18 protein-coding genes and 1 pseudogene are annotated in these 18,664 nt (G+C 64.5%); 8 read left to right on the top strand and 11 right to left on the bottom strand.

What is annotated here, in order from left to right; all coding sequences use genetic code 11:
- From Q1V43_RS11395 to Q1V43_RS11410, 4 genes and pseudogenes are all read left to right on the top strand, one after another.
- Positions 1–196, top strand: a pseudogene (locus Q1V43_RS11395) (succinate dehydrogenase/fumarate reductase flavoprotein subunit); the annotation flags it as partial.
- 96 nt (positions 197–292) lie between these two features.
- Positions 293–1,102: an FkbM family methyltransferase gene (locus Q1V43_RS11400; protein ID WP_300517898.1), complete on the top strand. Its 810-nt coding sequence runs from the start codon at positions 293–295 to the stop codon at positions 1,100–1,102.
- Positions 1,099–1,785, top strand: a complete 687-nt coding sequence (locus tag Q1V43_RS11405) for a class I SAM-dependent methyltransferase (protein ID WP_300517900.1) — start codon at positions 1,099–1,101, stop codon at positions 1,783–1,785. The genes Q1V43_RS11400 and Q1V43_RS11405 overlap by 4 nt, the downstream gene beginning before the upstream one ends.
- A gap of 15 nt (positions 1,786–1,800) precedes the next feature.
- Positions 1,801–2,580 (top strand): succinate dehydrogenase iron-sulfur subunit, encoded by a 780-nt coding sequence (locus Q1V43_RS11410; protein ID WP_300517902.1) that lies wholly within the window; start codon positions 1,801–1,803, stop codon positions 2,578–2,580.
- Positions 2,581–2,770: 190 nt separating this feature from the next.
- Here Q1V43_RS11410 and Q1V43_RS11415 read toward each other — a convergent pair whose 3' ends face one another.
- Both Q1V43_RS11415 and Q1V43_RS11420 read right to left on the bottom strand, forming a co-directional pair.
- Positions 2,771–5,299: an FtsX-like permease family protein gene (locus tag Q1V43_RS11415; protein WP_300517904.1), complete on the bottom strand. Its 2,529-nt coding sequence runs from the start codon at positions 5,297–5,299 to the stop codon at positions 2,771–2,773.
- On the bottom strand, positions 5,296–5,964 hold the full coding sequence (locus Q1V43_RS11420) for an ATP-binding cassette domain-containing protein (protein WP_300517907.1): 669 nt from the start codon (positions 5,962–5,964) through the stop codon (positions 5,296–5,298). Before Q1V43_RS11420 ends, Q1V43_RS11415 begins: the two co-directional genes overlap by 4 nt.
- A gap of 40 nt (positions 5,965–6,004) precedes the next feature.
- Here Q1V43_RS11420 and Q1V43_RS11425 point away from each other — a divergent pair, with 40 nt between their 5' ends.
- Both Q1V43_RS11425 and Q1V43_RS11430 read left to right on the top strand, forming a co-directional pair.
- Complete coding sequence (locus Q1V43_RS11425) at positions 6,005–6,661, top strand: arylesterase (RefSeq protein WP_300517910.1); 657 nt, start codon at positions 6,005–6,007, stop codon at positions 6,659–6,661.
- A gap of 297 nt (positions 6,662–6,958) precedes the next feature.
- Positions 6,959–7,582, top strand: coding sequence for a response regulator transcription factor (locus tag Q1V43_RS11430; protein WP_300517912.1), 624 nt, complete (start codon positions 6,959–6,961; stop codon positions 7,580–7,582).
- A gap of 44 nt (positions 7,583–7,626) precedes the next feature.
- On the opposite strand, the gene ccoS is transcribed toward Q1V43_RS11430, so the two are convergent.
- The 8 genes from ccoS to ccoN all read right to left on the bottom strand — a co-directional run bounded on the left by ccoS (position 7,627) and on the right by ccoN (position 15,677).
- Complete coding sequence (gene ccoS / locus Q1V43_RS11435; protein ID WP_300517915.1) at positions 7,627–7,788, bottom strand: cbb3-type cytochrome oxidase assembly protein CcoS; 162 nt, start codon at positions 7,786–7,788, stop codon at positions 7,627–7,629.
- Positions 7,785–9,980, bottom strand: coding sequence for a heavy metal translocating P-type ATPase (locus Q1V43_RS11440; protein WP_300517918.1), 2,196 nt, complete (start codon positions 9,978–9,980; stop codon positions 7,785–7,787). The genes ccoS and Q1V43_RS11440 overlap by 4 nt, the downstream gene beginning before the upstream one ends.
- A gap of 3 nt (positions 9,981–9,983) precedes the next feature.
- Positions 9,984–10,469 (bottom strand): FixH family protein, encoded by a 486-nt coding sequence (locus Q1V43_RS11445; RefSeq protein WP_300517920.1) that lies wholly within the window; start codon positions 10,467–10,469, stop codon positions 9,984–9,986.
- 3 nt (positions 10,470–10,472) lie between these two features.
- Positions 10,473–11,891 (bottom strand): cytochrome c oxidase accessory protein CcoG, encoded by a 1,419-nt coding sequence (ccoG, locus tag Q1V43_RS11450; RefSeq protein ID WP_300517922.1) that lies wholly within the window; start codon positions 11,889–11,891, stop codon positions 10,473–10,475.
- Positions 11,892–12,246: 355 nt separating this feature from the next.
- Complete coding sequence (ccoP, locus tag Q1V43_RS11455; protein WP_300517925.1) at positions 12,247–13,110, bottom strand: cytochrome-c oxidase, cbb3-type subunit III; 864 nt, start codon at positions 13,108–13,110, stop codon at positions 12,247–12,249.
- Positions 13,111–13,122: 12 nt separating this feature from the next.
- Entirely contained in the window at positions 13,123–13,317 is a 195-nt protein-coding gene (locus tag Q1V43_RS11460; RefSeq protein WP_300517928.1) for a cbb3-type cytochrome c oxidase subunit 3, read from the bottom strand.
- 10 nt (positions 13,318–13,327) lie between these two features.
- Positions 13,328–14,062, bottom strand: a complete 735-nt coding sequence (gene ccoO, locus Q1V43_RS11465) for a cytochrome-c oxidase, cbb3-type subunit II (RefSeq protein WP_300517931.1) — start codon at positions 14,060–14,062, stop codon at positions 13,328–13,330.
- Positions 14,063–14,075: 13 nt separating this feature from the next.
- On the bottom strand, positions 14,076–15,677 hold the full coding sequence (ccoN, locus tag Q1V43_RS11470) for a cytochrome-c oxidase, cbb3-type subunit I (protein ID WP_300517933.1): 1,602 nt from the start codon (positions 15,675–15,677) through the stop codon (positions 14,076–14,078).
- 223 nt (positions 15,678–15,900) lie between these two features.
- Between ccoN and Q1V43_RS11475 the strand changes: the two genes are divergently transcribed.
- Positions 15,901–16,740 (top strand): universal stress protein, encoded by an 840-nt coding sequence (locus tag Q1V43_RS11475; RefSeq protein WP_300517936.1) that lies wholly within the window; start codon positions 15,901–15,903, stop codon positions 16,738–16,740.
- A gap of 289 nt (positions 16,741–17,029) precedes the next feature.
- Here Q1V43_RS11475 and fnrL read toward each other — a convergent pair whose 3' ends face one another.
- Entirely contained in the window at positions 17,030–17,770 is a 741-nt protein-coding gene (fnrL, locus tag Q1V43_RS11480) for a transcriptional regulator FnrL (RefSeq protein ID WP_300517939.1), read from the bottom strand.
- A gap of 60 nt (positions 17,771–17,830) precedes the next feature.
- Here fnrL and Q1V43_RS11485 point away from each other — a divergent pair.
- Positions 17,831–18,664, top strand: an 834-nt coding sequence (locus Q1V43_RS11485; protein WP_300517941.1) for a radical SAM protein, incomplete at its 3' end; no start/stop codon positions are given.

Raw genomic sequence — 18,664 nt, forward strand, 5'->3', positions numbered from 1 at the left:
GGAAAGCCGCGGCGCCCACGCCCACGAGGACTTCGCGGCCCGCGACGACGAGAACTGGCGCGTTCACACGATCAGCCGCGTGGAGGGCAACAAGGTCGACCTGTCCTACCGCCCGGTCGTGCTGGACCCGCTCACCACCCCCGCCGAAGGCGGCATCGAGCCCAAGAAGATCGCGCCGAAAGCGCGGACGTTCTAATTCGATGGCGGCGCGCGTCACGACATGGACCTGCAACCGGGGGCACCTCCCCCCAGTTGCCTGTGCTGTCTTCGCTTGTCCTGCGAGGGCTCAGTGATGCTCTGGCGTCTTTTCAACATGCTACGCGGAGGCGCGCCCGACAACGGGGATGGCACCTTTACCATCACGCATCGGGGACGCGCCTTCCGCTTCCCGATCCCCGAGGGACCCGATCTGCTGTTGAACCGGGTGCGCCAAAGGGGCAGTTTTTATGAACCCGACCTGTTGGCGGCCTGCGTCCAGGCGGTCACTGGGCGTGACGGTCTATGCCTGGATATCGGCGCCAATGTGGGCAACCACAGCCTGTATCTGGCCGGCGTGCTGGGCCGCACGGTGATGAGCTTTGAACCGGTCCCTGCCTATTTGCATTTGCTGCGCCGGCTGATGGAACTGAACCCCGAAGCCGCAAAGAATGTCACGATTGTGCCCAAGGCGCTTTCGGATGCGCCCGCGACCCTGTGGATGTCGAAATACGATCCCAACAACCCGGGCACCTATTCGGTCGGCGATGCGAGCGATGAAGCCCAAGAGGTCGAGGCCCTGCGCCTTGACGATCACCTTGAGGCGGTTGGCTTGGCTGATGCTTCGATTGCGATAATGAAAATCGACGTTGAAGGGCACGAAGCGGCTGTCCTAGCCGGCGCCGCGCGCACGTTGGAGCGCAACGACTGCGTGCTGACGCTTGAGGCGTCCAATACTGCCGAATTCGACGAGATCGGCACCCAGCTGTCACCCTATGGCTTTGCCCCGGTGTCGGTGCATTGCTCGACCCCGACCGTGATTTTCGCCAAAGGGGCCGGCAACGCAGCCCACGACGAGATCCGCAGCCATATCGCCAAACACGAACGCAAGGGGAAGTCGAGATGATGAAGCTGCTTCGCAAATTGTTCGGACGCAAGTTCGACAACTCCGGCGCCTATTGGCTGGACCGCTATGAAGCGGGCGGAACTTCCGGTGCCGGCTCCTATGGCCGGCTGGCCGAATACAAGGCGCGCATCATCAACGCTCTGGTCGCCGAGCGTGAAATCGGCTCAGTGGTCGAGATCGGCTGTGGCGACGGCAATCAGTGCTCGCTGTTCGACTTCGCCAACTACACCGGGGTGGACATTTCGCCCAAGGTGGTGGCCGAAGCCCGCACGCGCTTCGCCGACCGGCCCGGCTGGGAGTTCCACGAAGCCGACACCTTTCAGACCCTGGGCCGTCCGGCTGAAATGTCGATGTCGCTCGACGTGATCTATCACTTGGTCGAAGACGAGGTGTTCGATACCTACATGCGCGACCTAACCGATGCAGCGGGAAAGTACCTATTGGTCTATGCATCGGATCACGACGCCCCCGCTCGCAGCCCGCATGTGCGCCACCGCGCATACAGCGACTGGCTCGCGGCCAACGCCCCCGAATTCGAGCTCCTGCAAACCTGGGAGCACGAGTTTCCAATGACCTCCGGGGGCGACAAGAAAGAAACCAGTTTTGCCTTCTTCCGCCTGTTCGGACGGATCGAGGCCGAAGACAAGAGCAATGCCGGCGCCCCCACCGGGCAGCCCAGCTAGCGAGGAAAGACAGACATGGTACAACTGAGCCTCCCCAAGAACTCGCAAATCCGCACTGGCAAGACCTGGCCCAGGCCCGAAGGCGCCACCAACCTGCGCAAGTTCCTGATCTACCGCTGGTCGCCGGACGATGGCGAGAACCCGCGCGTCGACACCTATTTTGTCGATATGGACAACTGCGGCCCGATGGTTCTTGACGCGCTGATCAAGATCAAGAACGAGATCGACCCGACCCTGACCTTCCGCCGCTCCTGCCGCGAAGGCATCTGCGGCTCCTGCGCGATGAACATCGACGGCGGCAATACGCTGGCCTGTATCTTCGGCATGGACGAGATCAAGGGCGACGTGAAGATCTACCCGCTGCCGCATATGCCGGTGGTCAAGGACCTGGTGCCGGATCTCACCCATTTCTACGCCCAGCATGCCTCGATCATGCCCTGGCTTGAGACCAGGACCAACGCGCCCGCCAAGGAGTGGAAACAGTCGATCGAGGATCGAAAGAAGCTCGACGGGCTCTATGAATGCGTCATGTGCGCAAGTTGCTCGACCTCCTGCCCGTCCTACTGGTGGAACGGCGACCGCTACCTCGGCCCGGCAGCCCTTCTGCATGCCTATCGCTGGATCATCGACTCGCGCGACGAGGCCACTGGTGAGCGTCTGGACGATCTGGAAGATCCCTACAAGCTCTACCGCTGCCACACGATCATGAACTGCGCCAAGACCTGCCCGAAAGGCCTGAACCCGGCCAAGGCGATCGGCGAGATCAAGAAAATGATGGTCGCGCGCACCCTGTAAGCGCTGCCTCTTTCCAAACCCAAAGCCCCGCCGGTTCGGCGGGGCTTTTTTCTCGGCATGGCAAAGGCAAGCCCCGGCGTCACCTCTTCGCCGGAATGCGCATCCGCTTTTCAGCTTTCCCCAAATATCCCGGCGGTTCCCTTTGTTGCGCCATTGGTCCGAGCGACAATGGCGACGAGGGGCTGGCCCCTCACTCCCGCGCCCGCAACACTGGGGCCGGCCGGGTCGCCAGCGGTCGCCAGGCAAACACCAGCCCTGCCAGAACCGTGACCACCACGCCGCCGGTAACGATCGCCACCGCACTCACCGGTTCGAAGGCAAAGTCACCCTCCATCACGAAATGGGTCACAGCCCAGCCGGCAAGCCCGCCCGCGAAGACCGCGACCCCCCCGGCCGCCCCGCCCAGTATGGCCGACCGCAGCGCAAAATTTGCCAGCACCTCGGCACGCGAGGCCCCAAGGGTCTTCAACACCGCCGCCTCCCAGGTTCGCGCCCGCTCGCCCGCAGCCGCCGCACCAATCAGCACTACGAAGCCCGTGACCAGCGAGGCCAGCGCCCCATAGGTGATCGCAGCGGCCACCTGCCCCATCAACCCTGTCACCCGGCCAATCGCATCGCGCACGGAAATGACCGTAATATTCGGCCAGCCCCGGGACAGGTCGCGCAGAATGGCCGCCTCGGCGGCCTGTTCGGCATAGATCGTCATGATATATGTATGCGGTGCGCCCTGCAGGGCGGCGGGATTCATCGTCATCACAAAGCCCATGCCCGCCGAACTGAAATCCACTGCCCGGAAGCTGGTAATCGTACCGGTGATGTCGCGGCCCAGGATGTTCACCGTCATCGTGTCCCCCAGCGACAGGCCCATTTCCACCGCCTCTTCCTCGGCAAAACTGATCTGCGGCGCACCCGCGTAATCCTCGGGCCACCACTTGCCCGCCGTGACCGTCGTCCGGTCAGGTTTGCGCGCGGCGTAGGTCAGCCCCCGGTCGCCGTGCACCACCCAGTGATCCCCCGCAACCTCACGGGCCGGTCGGCCATTGATCCCGGCAATAACGCCCCGCAGCATCGGTGCGCGGTCGATGCGGCTGACCGCCGGATCCCCCTCGACCCGTTCCAGCACCCCGGCCACCTGGTCGGGCTGGATATCGACGACGAAGAAGCTCGGCGCGACCTCGGGCAGTTCGCGGTCGATCGCGCCGCGCAGGTTGTTGTCGATTTGCCCCACCGCGGCCAGCACCGACAGGCCCAACCCCAGCGACAGAACCACCGATCCCGCCTCGCCGCCTGGCCCACCGACCGAAGAGAGCGCCCCGCGCAGCACCGGGCGTCCGCGCAGCGCCCGCCGCCCGGCCAGCCAACGCGCCACGAGGCGAATCGCTACGCCCGCCCCCAACAGCACCAAGAAAGCGCCAAGGATGCCCACCGCCGACCAGAAGGCCAGCATCGCAACGCCGGTCAGCCACGCGGCCAGTCCCACCAGCGTGACCAGCAACAGCGCCGTCACCACGATCCAGGGCCAGCGCGGCAACCGCCTGCGCCCCAGCGAGGCATCGCGAAACAGCGCCGCGGCGCGCAACTGTTCCGCCTGCGCCAGCGGCCAGAGGGTAAACAGCAGCGCCGCCAGCAGCCCGTAGAGCGCCGCTTCGCCCAGCGGCGCCCAGTGCAGGGTGAACTCGGCGGGGATCGGCAGGCGGGCCTCGATGATCGGGGCAAAAACCAGCGGCAGGGCCGCGCCCAGCACCAGACCGATGCCCAGACCCAGCGCGGTCAGCACGCCGATCTGCATCAGATAGACGGTAAAGATCATGCGCCCCGTGGCCCCCAGCGTCTTCAACGTGGCAATGGTCGCGGTCTTGCCGTCCAGAAAGGCACGCACGGCGGCGCAGACCCCGACCCCGCCCACCGCAAGCCCGGCCAGTCCGACCAGCACAAGGAAAGCACCCAGCCGCTCGACAAAGACCCGCACGCCGGGCGCCCCGTCCCGCGCATCGCGCCAACGTGCGCCCGCGCCTTCCAGCGTTCCCATCAGGCGGGCCTCGGCCTCGGCAAGGGCCACCCCTTCGGGCAGGTCCAACCGGTAATGCGTGTCAAAGAGCGAGCCGGGCGCGACCAGGCCGGAGCCCTCCAGATCCGCGCTCGCCACCATGGTGCGCGGGCCCAGACCGAAGCCACCCGAGGCATTGTCCGGCTCGCGCACAAGCGCGGCCGTCAATACGAAGGCCTTTCCACCCAGATGAAACCCATCCCCGACGGACAGCGCCAGCCGCTCCACAAGAAGCCGGTCCATCACCGCGCCGGGCGTGCCGCCCCTGCCCGCGAAGGCCTCGGCCAGCGGGATCGGCGGATCCAGAACAACCTGCCCCACCAGCGGGTAAACCGGGTCCACCGCCTTGACCTGCGTCAGCGCGCGGTCCTCGGCCTCCCCCGTGCCCACCACGGCCATCGACCGGAACACGATCACTTCGGACAGCGCGTCCGAGGCCGCCCGCAACGCCGCCAGTTCCGCAGGGTCTGCCCGGCGATAGGTCAGCGTGACCTCGGCATCGCCGCCCAGCAGCGCCGCCCCCTCGGTCGCCAGACCGGCGCGTATGCTCTCGCGCACCGTGCCCACGGCCGCGATGGCGGCCACGCCCAGGGCCAGACAGGCCAGGAAGACGCGAAATCCTTTCAACCCGCCGCGCAGCTCGCGCCGGGCAATGCGCCAGGCGACACTCACACCAGCACCCCGTCGCTCAGGGAGACCACCCGGTCGCAGCGTTCCGCCAGTTCCGGCGCATGAGTGACCAGCACCAGGGTCGCACCGTGCCGGTCGCGCAAACCGAACAGAAGCTCCATGATCGCCTGGCCGGTCGCGCCATCCAGATTTCCGGTCGGCTCGTCGGCCAGCAGGATATCCGGACGGGGCGCGGCGGCACGGGCAAGGGCCACGCGCTGCTGTTCGCCGCCCGACATCTGCGCCGGGTAATGATCCATCCGATCGCCCAGGCCCACCGCCTCCAGTTCCTCGCTGGCCCGGTCAAAGGCATCCTTCGCCCCGGCCAGCTCCAGCGGCGTGGCGACATTTTCCAGCGCGGTCATGGTCGGGATCAGGTGAAAGCTCTGAAACACCACCCCCATGTGATCACGGCGAAACCGCGCAAGCTGATCCTCGTTCATCTTGCCCAGATCCCGCCCCAATGCGCTGACAGTGCCCCCGGTGGCCCGTTCCAGCCCGCCCATCAGCATCAACAGCGAGGACTTTCCAGACCCCGACGGGCCGGTCAGCCCAAGGCTTTCGCCCCGGGCCACCTCCAGGTCGATCCCGTTCAGGATCTTGACGGGGCCGGCATTGCCCTCCAACTGAAGACGGGTATCTTGCAAACACAGAACGGGCTCGGACATGAATGGGCCTTTCCAATCGGTATCAAGGGGATATGGGGCCATGCGCGGCATTCTCAAGACGGCAAGGACATTGGTTCTGACCGGGTTGGTCCTGACCGCCCCTGCGCGGGCGGAGCCGGTAACGGTTCTGGCCCTCGGCGACAGCCTGACACAGGGCTACGGGCTGCCCACCGAGGCCGGGTTCGTGCCGCGGCTCGAAGCCTGGCTTGCCGCGCAGGGCACCGATGTCACGGTGATAAACGGCGGCGTGTCGGGGGACACCACAGCCGGCGGCGCGGCGCGGCTGGGCTGGTCGCTGACCGACGAGGTGGACGCGGTGATCGTCGCGCTTGGCGGCAATGACATCCTGCGCGGCATTCCCGCCTCCGTCGCGCAGGCAAATCTGGCGGCGATTCTCGATCAGATTGCCGCACGCGCCCTGCCGGTGCTGCTGGTCGGACAGCGGGCCACGGCGAATTTCGGCGCCGCCTACCAGCAGGAGTTCGACGCGATCTACCCGGCACTGGCCGCGCAATATGACACCGCCCTGTTTCCCGATTTCCTGGAGGGCCTGAACAGCCTGCCCGACCGCGAGACCGTGGTGGCGGGCTATCTGCAAGCCGACGGTCTGCATCCGAATGCCGAGGGCGTGCGCCTGGTGGTCGCAGCCATGGGCCCCGCCGTGCTTGAGCTGATCACCCGGACCAGCGCCCGCTAAAGTGGTTCGAGCGAAACCCGCGATGCAGGTTTTCGCGAAACGCATTTGGCGCTGATTCGCCTTGTGGACCCCACCTGAAATTCTCGGGCTTGCCCTGACGCAAGGTTAACTTTCGCATTCTGCGCAGACTTCCCGCCGGGGCGTTGCGGAGCCGAATAAATACCCGAAAAAATTGTTGAAATCGGCAATGATCCCTATCCTTTTTGATAGCTACACCTCCCTCTGACCTTGTGACAACTATACAACCATTGGTTGGCTGCCCAGTGGACCTGTGTTCGTGGGGGAAGGGGAACTGAATTGAAGGTACTCGTTGCTGCGCGTAGGGAATGGGGTGACGCGCGCGTCACTGCGGTTGCCGAGGCGCACCCGAACATCCAGATCACGCAGGTAAACAGCGCTGAAGCCCTGGCGACGCACGCAGGGCACGGGGTGAACGGGCGAGATGCGAGCGAATGGGACGTCGTCCTGATGGCGTTCGACCTGCCCCGCGCAAATGGTCACAGGGGGATCCAGGCCACCAGCCGGTCCCTGGCGCCGCTGCCCTTGGGGGTTTTGCTGCAGGGCGGCTCGAACGAGCTGGCGCTGCGCCTCATGACCTCGGGCGCGGCGGGCATCCTGCCCAGCGACATCAGCCCGAACCTGCTGGGCCATGCGTTGCACCTTCTGGCAGGCGGCATGCGCCTGTCGATGCTCGAAGGGCACCGCGAACTCACCGCCAATAAGATCACCTCCCAGCTGTCCGACCGCGAACTGCAGGTGCTGGCAGGGATCTGCAACGGCAGGCAGAACAAGGAAATCGCCCATGATTTCAACGTGCAGGAAGTCACGGTAAAGATGCATGTCCGGGCGATTATCCGCAAGCTCGGCGCCCACAACCGCACACATGCGGCAATGCTGGCGCGCGACCTGCATCTGGTCTGACATCCGAAATCGATGCACGCTCCCCCCGGGGGGGGAGGCGCAGGTCAATCCTCTGGCGGAGCATCGTCCCAGAGGTCCGACAGGATACGCTGGCTGTCGCCGTCCGGGTCGTCATACTGGCTGCTCTTCAGGGTCCAGAAGAAGGCCGCAAGCCCCAGCCCGCCCAAAAGCAGGGAGATCGGGATCAGATAGACCAGGACGTTCATGATTTCCTCAAGCGCAGCGCGTTGACAGAGACTGTAATCGAAGACAGCGACATGGCCAAGGCGGCGGCCAGCGGGGTGGCGAGGCCAATCAGCGCAATCGGGATCGCCACGGCATTAGAGCCTGCCGCGATGGCGAAGTTTTCCTTGATCCGGCGGGTGGCGGATTTCGCCAGCGCGACCGATCCGCCCAGGGGCGCCAGCGAGCTGCCCAGCAGAACGATATCCGACACGACCCGCGTGGCCTCAAGCGCGGAGGCCGGGGAAATGGACACATGGGCGGCGGCCAGCGCGGCGGTGTCGTTCAGCCCGTCGCCCACCATCAGCACCTTGTGCCCGGCCTTGGCCAGCTGGCCGACATAGGCGGCCTTGTCCTCGGGCAGGGTGTCGGCCTGCCAGTCGGAAATGCCCACGCGGCCGGCGATATCGGCCACCGCGGCCGGCACATCGCCCGAGATCAGCGTGACCGCGATCCCCTGCGCCTTCAGCGCGGCAATCGCCTCGTCCGCGCCGTCGCGCAGCGCATCGGTAAAGGTAAAGGCCACCGTGTGACGGTCGCCCACCTTCAGATAGGTCGCGGTCTGCCCCACGGCGTTCGCACCCAGCCATTCGGCGCGACCCAGACGCACTTCGCGCCCCTGCCAGTCGGCAACGATGCCCTTGCCGGGGATTTCCTTTACCCGCTCCAGCCTGGCCGGGCTGATCCCGGCGGCACGGGTGGCTCGGGTCAGGGCCTGGGCCAGCGGGTGCGAGCTGCCCTCGGCCAGGGCCAGGGCGACCGACAGGTCGTCCGCCTTGTGCGCGGCCAGGTCGTCCGGCTCCGGCTTGCCTTCGGTCAGGGTGCCGGTCTTGTCGAAAACCACGTGATCGACCTCGGCCAGACGTTCCATCGCGGTGGCGGATTTGAGCAGCATACCCTGTTTGAACAGCGTGCCCGAGGCAGCGGTGTTCACGGCGGGAACCGCCAGACCCAGCGCGCAGGGGCAGGTGATGATCAGGGTTGCCACGGCGATATTCATCGCCATGCGCCAGTCGCCCCCCGAATACCAGACCCAGAACAGGAAAGCCCCGAGCGCCAGCAGGTGCACCACTGGCGCATAGACGGCTGCGGCCTTGTCGGCCAGCGAGGTGTATTTGTTGCGCGCGGTTTCCGCGATGGCCACCAGATCGGCCATGCGGTGCAGCGTGCTGTCCCGCCCGGCGGCGGTCACGCGCACGGTCAGCGGGCCGGTCAGGTTGACCTCACCCGTCATGACGCTGCCGTCGGGCGCGGTTGGCACCGGCAGGCTTTCGCCCGTCAGGAGAGACCGGTCCAGCTCGCTTTCCCCGGTCGTCACCACACCATCCACCGGCACCCGCGCCCCGGGCACGACGCGCACAATATCGCCGACATTCAGCTCGGCGACCGGCACGACCTCTTCGCCCGCGTCGGACAGACGGTGCGCGCGCGGCACTTCCAGCGCCGACAGCTCCTCGGCCGCCGATCGCGCGACCGAGCGGGTGCGGTAATCCAGATAGCGCCCGGCCAGCAGGAAGAAGGTCAGCGACAGCGCCGCGTCGAAATAGGCATGTTCGCCCGAATTCATCACCTCGAAGATCGACATGCCCACTGCCAGCAGGATCGCCAGCGAGATCGGCACATCCATGTTCAGCCGCCCCACGCGCAGCGCGGACCAGGCGGATTTGAAGAAGACCTGGCTGGAGAAGGCCACTGTCGGAATGGCGATGCCGGCAGAAATCCAGTGGAACAGGTCGCGCGTCGCATCGGTGGCGCCGGACCAGACCGCGACGGACAAGAGCATGACATTCATCATCGCGAACCCGGCCACACCGAGGCGCATCAGCAGGTCGCGCCCCTTCCTGTCGGTCTCGGTCGCGGACAGCGCCACACCGTCGAGCTCATAGGCCTCAAAGCCGATCCCGGTCAGGTAATCCGCCAGATCCTGCGCCTCGACATCCGGGTCGGCCTCGACGGTGGCGCGTTTCAGGGTCAGGTTCACCCGGGCCGAGCGCACACCGGGCCGCGTCGCCAGGCCGCGCTCCACGCCCGAGATACAGGCCGCGCAGTAGATCTGCGGCAGGGACAGCATCAGACGCTGCGCCTCCGCGCCGTTGCCACGATAGCCCTTGCCCGCCTGTTCTTCGGCAAGCGGCGCGGCGTCACAGGCCGGACAGGCTGAAATCGGCACGGACATGGCTCAACGCCCCGCGATATAGATCTGGTGAAGCTGCTGGAACGGCGTGCCGTCCTTGGCGGTGGCCTCCATGCGGAAATTCCAGTACCCGCCGCCCAGCACGCCCACTTGCGCCACATAGGCGCCCGAGGCGCTCTGGCTGAAGTCCGGCGTCTGGTCGTCCTTCACATGGGTGGCGCGGCCGAAGATGCCGGTCAGGCGCAGAACCTCGACCGGCATGCCTTCGGCGTCCGTGATGTCGACGATCAGCTGCTCGCCCTCCACCTCGGCCTCGACGCTCCAGCCCAGTGCCTCCTGCGCCACGCGCAGCCGGTCGAACTGCTGCGAGGCGACATAGGAGTTCTTGGTCTCGAGCCCCGGGAAGGTGCCCACGGCGCTGAACGCCATGAACAGGTTTACCCCGATGATCACGGCAAACGCCGAAACCACGATGGCCAGCACATGCTTGCCGGTCAGCTCGAACTCCGGCTTGTCCCCGTTCTTGCTCATGTCTCAGCGCCCCTGTCCATTGAATACCGTGTCCTTGAAGGTCCGGTCCCCGGTCACGCCATCCTTGATCCAGATGCGCAGATCCGAGCGATCCAGCGTGGCCATCTCGCTGCCCTTCGGCGCGATGACATAGACACGGACCTTTTTCTCTTCGTCGGCTTCGGCAATTACCACAAGCTCGTCGGTGCCTTCCAGTTCGATCTGCAAATGGTTGGCATCGGACAGCGAGAAGTAATAGGGCCGGTCCTCGCCGTGCTTGTTGCGCACCCCGATCTCATAGGTGTTGCGGATCGACCCGTCGGCCAGGGTCACATAGGTGGGGTTGCGCACCGGACGGATGGTGACTTCCAGCGCGGGGCGCACGAACAGAGCCACCGTCAGCGCCACGCCGACCAGGGCCCAGAGCCCGGTGTAAAGCAGCGTGCGCGGGCGCAGCATGTGCTTGAGGATCGGAGTCTTCGGATTGCCGGCGCGTTCGTTCTGTTCGTCCTTCAGCGCGATGTAATCCACCAGTCCGCGTTCGCGGCCCAGTTTCTTCATGATGTCGTCGCAGGCGTCGATACACAGGGCGCAGGTAATGCATTCCAGCTGCTGACCGTCACGGATGTCGATGCCCATCGGGCAGACGTTCACGCAGGCCATGCAATCGACGCAATCGCCATATTCCGTCGTGTCGCCCTTGCGGGCCTTGCCGCGCGGTTCGCCGCGCCAGTCGCGATAGGCGACGACGATCGTATCCTCGTCCATCATCGCGGCCTGGATGCGCGGCCAGGGGCAGGCATAGATGCAGATCTGTTCCCGCGCGATCCCGCCGAAGAAGAAGGTGGTCGCGGTCAGGGACAGGACAAACGTATAGGCTATTGGATGCGCAGTGCCGGTGATCATCTCGACCAGGATGGTCGGGGCATCGGCGAAGAAGAACACCCAGGCGCCGCCGGTGGCGAGGCCGATCAGCAGCCAGGCGACCCATTTGGTCAGGCGCAGGCGGAGCTTCTGCAGGTTCCATTTCTGCTTGTGCAGGCGCAGGCGGGCGTTGCGGTCGCCCTCGATCCAGCGTTCCACCAGGATATAGAGGTCGGTCCAGACCGTTTGCGGGCAGGCATAGCCGCACCAGACCCGGCCAAAGGCCGAAGTGAACAGGAACAGCCCCAGCCCCGCCATGATCAGCAAACCGGCGATGAAATAGAATTCATGCGGCCAGATCTCGATCCAGAAGAAGAAGAAGCGGCGGTTGGCCATGTCGACCAGCACCGCCTGGTCTGGCAGGTTCGGCCCCCGGTCCCAGCGCACCCAGGGCAGCAGGTAGTAGATGCCCAGGAGAACGCCCATGGCCCACCACTTGAACGACCGGAACGGGCCCTTCACGCGTTTCGGAAAGACGGGCTCGCGGGCTGCGTAAAGCTGTTCAGGGGCGTCTGACATGGACGGGTTCCGATCCTGGTATTCGCATCTGCCCCCTTCTAGGAAGAAGCAGGCCGGGGGGGCTTTGACCTGGGTCAATAGATATATTCTAAGAACAGGTTTGACATTGCGACATTCGGCCACCGTTAGCGCACAAGTTAAGCACCTGCCTGCCGTGCCGCACCAAGCCCAGTTTTAAAGGCAGTCCACGCGGCGGGGCGCCTCGCACAAAGGTGACGATGGTGGATATGGTTGGGGGCTGGCCTTGCCGGCCCAGCCCCCGAATTGGTGGCACCGACCCCGGAGAAACGCGCGAACAGGATCAGGGATCGGTGCCTTTCCGGGGAGTGAGGCCCCGGATTTTTGGCTGGCCGGCTTATTCGCCGCCGCCCAGTCCATGTACATATGCCGCAACAGCGTTGATCTGACTATCTGACAGTTTGACGCTCCATGCCGGCATCACGCCGAACGGGCCTTCGGACACGATCGCGGTGATCTGCTCTTCCGAATCGCCGAACAGCCACAGGGCATCGGCCAGGTTCGGGGCGCCCTGTTCCCGGTCGCCGGTGCCGTTATCGGCATGGCAGGAGGAACAGTTGTCCGCATAGACTTCGGCGCCGGCAGCGGCGTCACCGTTGGCGGCGGACATGTCCGACAGGGACATGACATAGGCCACGACGTTGGCGATTTCCTCTTCTTCCAGGAAGTCGTCGCCAAAGGCGGGCATTTCCGACCAGCGGGTGTCGTCGTCATCTTCCGAACGGATGCCGTGACGGATGGTCAGGGCGATGTTCTCGATGTCACCACCCCACAGCCAGTCATTGTCGATCAGGCTGGGATAGCCGATCGAACCGTCCGCACCGGAACCGTGGCACTGCGAACAGAAGTTGGCGAAGGTCGCGCGCCCCGACTGGATCGCATAGTTGGACAGGTCCGAACCGGGCTCCAACGCGGTCAGATCGACCGACGCCAATTGCGCGTCCAGCTCGGCGTTCATGTCCTTGAACTTCTGGATGTCCTCGGCCACTTCGGCGCGGGTCGAATAGCCGCCCAGCCCGGGTGTCGCACCGTTGATCAACGGCCAGGCCGGATACCAGATCACATAGCCGATGCCCCAGACGATGGTCGCGTAAAAGACCCACACCCACCAGCGCGGCAGCGGGTTGTTGAACTCCTGAATGCCGTCCCACTCGTGGCCGGTCGTGTCAGGTTCTTTCTTTTCTACTGGTTTCTTACTCATTGCCGGGTCTCCTTAATGCTGAGCGCGGGGGAGTTCCCCGTCACCGGCAGGTTTGTCTTCGTGACGAAACGGGATGTTGGCGATGTTATCGTGCGTCTCGCGGGTGCCCGGGCGGAACGCCCAGGCGCACACGCCGAGAAAGAACAGGAACATGGCCAGGAGCACCCAGCTATCGGCGAACTGACGAAGAATGGAATAGGTGTCCATGTCCGCCCCCTTACCTGCTTGCGTCAGGCGTGAAGGTCGAGAAGTCGACCAGGGTGCCCAACATCTGCATATAGGCGATCAAGGCGTCCATTTCGGACACGCCCGGCTTGCCGTCGAAGTTGCGCACCTGCACCTTGTCGCCGTAACGCTCCAGCAGACCGTCATAGTCGCTGTCCGGGTCCGCCTGGGCCAGCCAGTCGGCCTCAGCGTTTTCCAGCATCTCGTCCGTGTAGGGCACACCCACGAAGGCGTTGGTGGCCAGAACACCGGCGATGTCGTTGGTTTCCGGGGTCAGCAGGTTGTCCAGCATGAACGCGTATTTCGGCATCACCGATTCCGGCACGACCGACTGCGGGTTCACCAGGTGATCCACATGCCATTCGTCCGAATAGCGGCCGCCGACGCGGGCCAGATCCGGCCCGGTCCGTTTCGACCCCCACTGGAACGGATGGTCATACTGGCTTTCAGCCGCCAGCGAGTAGTTACCATAGCGTTCCACCTCGTCACGCATCGGACGGATCATCTGCGAGTGGCAGACATAGCAGCCTTCGCGGATGTAGATGTTCCGGCCTTCCATCTCGAGCGGGGTGTAGGGCCGCATGCCCTCCACATCCTCGATGGTGTTTTCGAGGTAGAAGAGAGGCGCGATCTCCACGATGCCACCGATGGTGACGACCAGCAGCGAAGAGACCAGCAGAAGCGTTGCGTTCTTTTCCAGAACAACGTGTTTGTCGAGAATTCCCATTGGTCATCCCCCCTTATTCGGCCGGAGCCGCTTGGGCGTCGGTGCCGGCTTCGGCAGCCGGTGAACGCTTCACGGTCATCCAGAGGTTGTAGCACATGATCAGAGCACCGGAGAGGAACAGGACCCCGCCCATGCCGCGCACCACGTACATCGGGAATTTGGCAGCCACGGTGTCGGCGAAGGAGTTCACCAGGAAACCCTGCGCATCGACTTCACGCCACATCAGGCCTTCCATGATGCCCGTGACCCACATCGAGGCGGCGTAGAGCACGATACCGATGGTCGCCAGCCAGAAATGCCAGGACACGAGCGTGTTCGAATAGAGGCGCGCGCGGCCCCAGAGCTTCGGGGTCAGGAAGTACAACATACCAAAGGTGATCATGCCGTTCCAGCCCAGGGCACCAGAGTGCACGTGGCCAATGGTCCAGTCGGTGTAGTGCGACAGCGAGTTCACCGCGCGGATCGACATCATCGGGCCTTCGAAGGTCGACATGCCGTAAAAGCCGATCGAGATGACCATCATGCGGATGATCGGATCGGTGCGCAGCTTGTCCCATGCACCCGACAGGGTCATCAGGCCGTTGATCATGCCACCCCAGCTGGGCATCCACAGCACGACCGAGAACACCATGCCCAGAGTCGAGGCCCAGTCAGGCAGCGCGGTATAGTGCAGGTGGTGCGGACCGGCCCAGATATACAGGAAGATCAGCGCCCAGAAGTGGATGATCGACAGCTTGTAGGAAAACACCGGGCGTTCGGCCTGTTTCGGCACGAAGTAGTACATCATGCCCAGGAAGCCTGCGGTCAGCAAGAAGCCCACCGCGTTGTGGCCGTACCACCATTGCACCATGGCGTCCTGCACACCCGAGAAGACCTGAACCGACTTCGAGCCGAAGATCGACACCGGGATCGACAGGTTGTTGGCCACGTGCAGCATGGCGATGGTGACGATGAAGGACAGGTAGAACCAGTTGGCCACGTAGATGTGGGGTTCCTTGCGCTTCATCAGTGTGCCCAGGAACAGCAGCAGATAGCCCACCCAGACGATGGTCATCCACAGGTCGGTGTACCATTCGGGTTCGGCGTATTCCTTCGACTGGGTCGAGCCCAGCAGATAACCGGTCGCGGCCAGCACGATCACGATCTGGTAGCCCCAGAACACGAACCAGGCCAGGCCGTCATTCCAGAGACGCGCGCCCGAGGTGCGCTGCACCACGTAGAAGCTCGACGTGATCAGCGCGGTGCCGCCGAAGGCGAAGATCACCGCCGAAGTGTGCAGCGGACGCACGCGCCCGAAGTTCAGGTAGCCCTCGGCCCAGCCGAAGTTGAGGCTCGGAAAGGCCAGCTGGAAGGCAATGAACGTGCCCACCAGGAAGCCGACTGCGCCCCAGAAGGCGGTCAGCGCGACACCGATGCGGATCGGTGCGTCCAGATATCCGGTTTTTTCGGCTTTAGGCTCGCCAATCCGCCGCAGCGAATAAACGAACATGCCGCCCCCGATCAACATAACCAGAATGGCGTGAACCAAATAGGCTACGTCGCGGGCTTGACTTGCTGCATAGGCGGCAAACACGGCCACAAGGCCGAACACCACCAATTTCAGGTAATCCCACATTTTGCGTCCCTTCGTCTTTGTCTTTTTTGTACCCCACCCAGGTCGGTCAAAGGGGCACTTCGCGACTTAGCACGGTTTGGCCCTCTGGGGTCCATACCGCCTTGATCCATGTCAAATGCAACGGATTGGCGCGCCGGGCAATGCCCTTGACCCATGTCAAAGCGCCGCAGGGGGTTGAAAGGCACTCTGTGAGCAATATCGCAACCCCATGAAAAGGTGTGCCATGGCCTATCGCACCATCACCACCCTGCTGACCGACACGAAACTTAACGCAGCCTCGCTTGCCGCAGCCGGCAGATTGGCCGCCTCGAACGAGGCGCATCTGGACGTGCTCTGCCTCGGCCTCGACCGGACCCAGCCCGGATTCTATTACGCCGGTGCCTCGGCCATGGTCGTTCAGGACAACATGGCCCAGGCTCGCGAAGACGCGGTCAGGCTGGAAAAACACGCCCAAGCGCAGCTGGACGGGGCGCTCTTTGCCTGGGCAACGACCGGCCTGTCGGCGCAGATGGTCGCCCTGCCCGGCCTGGTCGCCCATCGCACCCGGTTCACGGATCTTGTTGTATTACCACAACCTTACGGCGAGGGGCGCGGACATGAGCTGGAGGCAATCACCGAGGCTGCCCTGTTCAATGGCGCGGTGCCGGTTCTGATCGTGCCGGACGAGGTCGAGGTGCCGGCAACTTTCCAGAACATCGTGATCGCCTGGAACGAAAGTGGCGAGGCGCTGCGGGCGATCCGCGCTGCCCTGCCCTTCCTGCAGGCTGCCGAAAGGGTGTCGATCGCCATCATCGACCCGCCGCAGCACGGGCCGGAACGCTCGGACCCCGGCGGGGCGTTGAGCCAGATGCTCGCGCGCCACGGGGTGCGGGCCGAAGTCTCGGTGCTGGCCAAGACCATGCCGCGCGTGTCCGACATCCTGAACCGCCACGTCCGCGACAAGGATGCCGAAATGGTGGTGATGGGCGCCTACGGCCATTCGCGCTTCCGCGAATCGATTCTGGGCGGGGCCACGCGCCACATGCTGGAAGTGGCCGAGGTGCCGGTGCTGATGGCCCATTGAGCCGCAGCTGATTCGGCCCGTACACGACACACCTCGCCCGCGCCGTTGTTTCGCAAACAGGGGGCTTTGGCCCTGCGCCCGCACCTGCGGCTTGACCGGGGGGGGGCGGAGGTTGGGCCGGAGGTTGGGCCGGACTCACTTCGTGAGCCTGGGAGGGGCGCTGCCACCTCTCGTGGTCCTCGCGGGCCACTGCCGGTCGTCGTCCCGCACTGACGCGCTCACCCCGGGATATTTCCGGCAAGATAAAGAGGAGAGGGGCGCGCGCGTTCAGGCCCCCGTCAGGAAAAGATCAGACGATCAAACCGCCGTCCATGTCGTCGCCGGTCTCGTCGATCAGCGCTTCGAGGTCGGGCACCAGCACCTTGCGCTTGCCTTCCAGCACGATCACCCCCGATTTCTTCAGGGCCGAGATCTGGCGGCTCACCGTTTCCAGCGTCAGCCCCAGGTAATCCGCCATCGCCTCGCGGGTCAGCGGCAGCTCGAAGCTCATCCCGTCCCTGGGCGCCTGTTTGCGCAGCGAGGCATCGCGACGTGCCAGGATCGACAACAGGCTCGCGATCTTCTCGCGCGCTGTCTTGCGGCCCAGCACCAGCATCCATTCGCGCGCCGAATCAAGCTCGTCCAGCGTCATCTCCAACAGCCGCGCACCGATGCGCGGGGTCGAGGTCATCAGCGCCTCGAACGGCTTCTTGCGGAAACAACAAATCGTGAGGTCGCTGACCGCCACCACGTCGAAGGGCGCGAAGTCCCGGCCCGGGCGGCCGATGAAATCAGACGGCAGCAGCAGGCCCACCATCTGGGTGCGCCCGTCCTCCATCGTCTGGCTCAGCGAGGCGATGCCCTGCACCACCGAGGCCACGAATTCCATTTGATCTCCGGCCCAAAGTACCGGCTGGCCGGCTTCGTAGGTGCGGTAGAACTTGATTTCCTCGAGCCGCTCCAGCTCGTCCGATTCACAGCGTGCACAGACGGCGCGGTGGCGAATGGGACAGGAGCCGCATTCCCTCGAGTCAAAGGCAATTTCATTCATGAGAGGTCAACTTGATCCTGATCAAGGAAGCGCGCGTCATTTCCCCTAAACCCTATTCGAATGCAGACCCTGACGCAACTCAGACGGCTGGGGCTTTTTGACGCCCGTGTGCCGCGATACACAAGCTACCCGCCCGCCACGCATTTCAAGCCGGGTTTCAGCGCCGACACCGTCGGCGACTGGATTTCGGCCATTCCCGCGGATGCGACGATCTCCTTCTATGTGCACGTGCCGTTCTGTCGGCGCCTGTGCTGGTTCTGTGCCTGCCGCACCCAGGGCACGGCCAATGCCGAACCGGTCCGGGCCTATGTGGACACGGTCAAGATGGAGCTCGCCCAGATCGGTGAACGCCTGGCGCCCGGTGTTAAGATCGAACACCTGCACTGGGGTGGCGGCACGCCGACGCTTCTCAGGCCGGAGATGATCACCGACCTTGCCGCCGCGATCAAGGACATGGCGCCCTTGGCCGAGGACGCGCAGTTCTCGGTCGAAATCGACCCGAACGAGATCGACGGCGACCGGTTGGACGCGCTGGCCGCATCCGGCATGAACCGCGCCTCGATCGGGGTGCAGGATTTCGATGCCGGCATTCAGAAGACCATCGGCCGGATTCAGGGCTACGACATCACCCGCCGGGCGGTCGAGGCGATCCGCGACCGCGGGGTGACGAGCCTGAACGCCGATATCCTCTATGGTCTGCCCGACCAGTCCCGTGCCAGCATCACCGAAAGCGTCCAGAAACTTCTGTCGCTCAATCCCGACCGCGTGGCGCTTTATGGCTATGCCCATGTCCCGTGGATGGCCAAGCGCCAGCAGATGATCCCGTCAGACGCGCTGCCGACACCCGAGGAGCGGCTCGAACTCTTCGAGACAGCGCGCGAGCTCTTCCTGTGG

The sequence above is a fragment of the Aliiroseovarius sp. genome (assembly GCF_030148435.1).
Classification (GTDB): Bacteria; Pseudomonadota; Alphaproteobacteria; order Rhodobacterales; family Rhodobacteraceae; genus JASBTN01.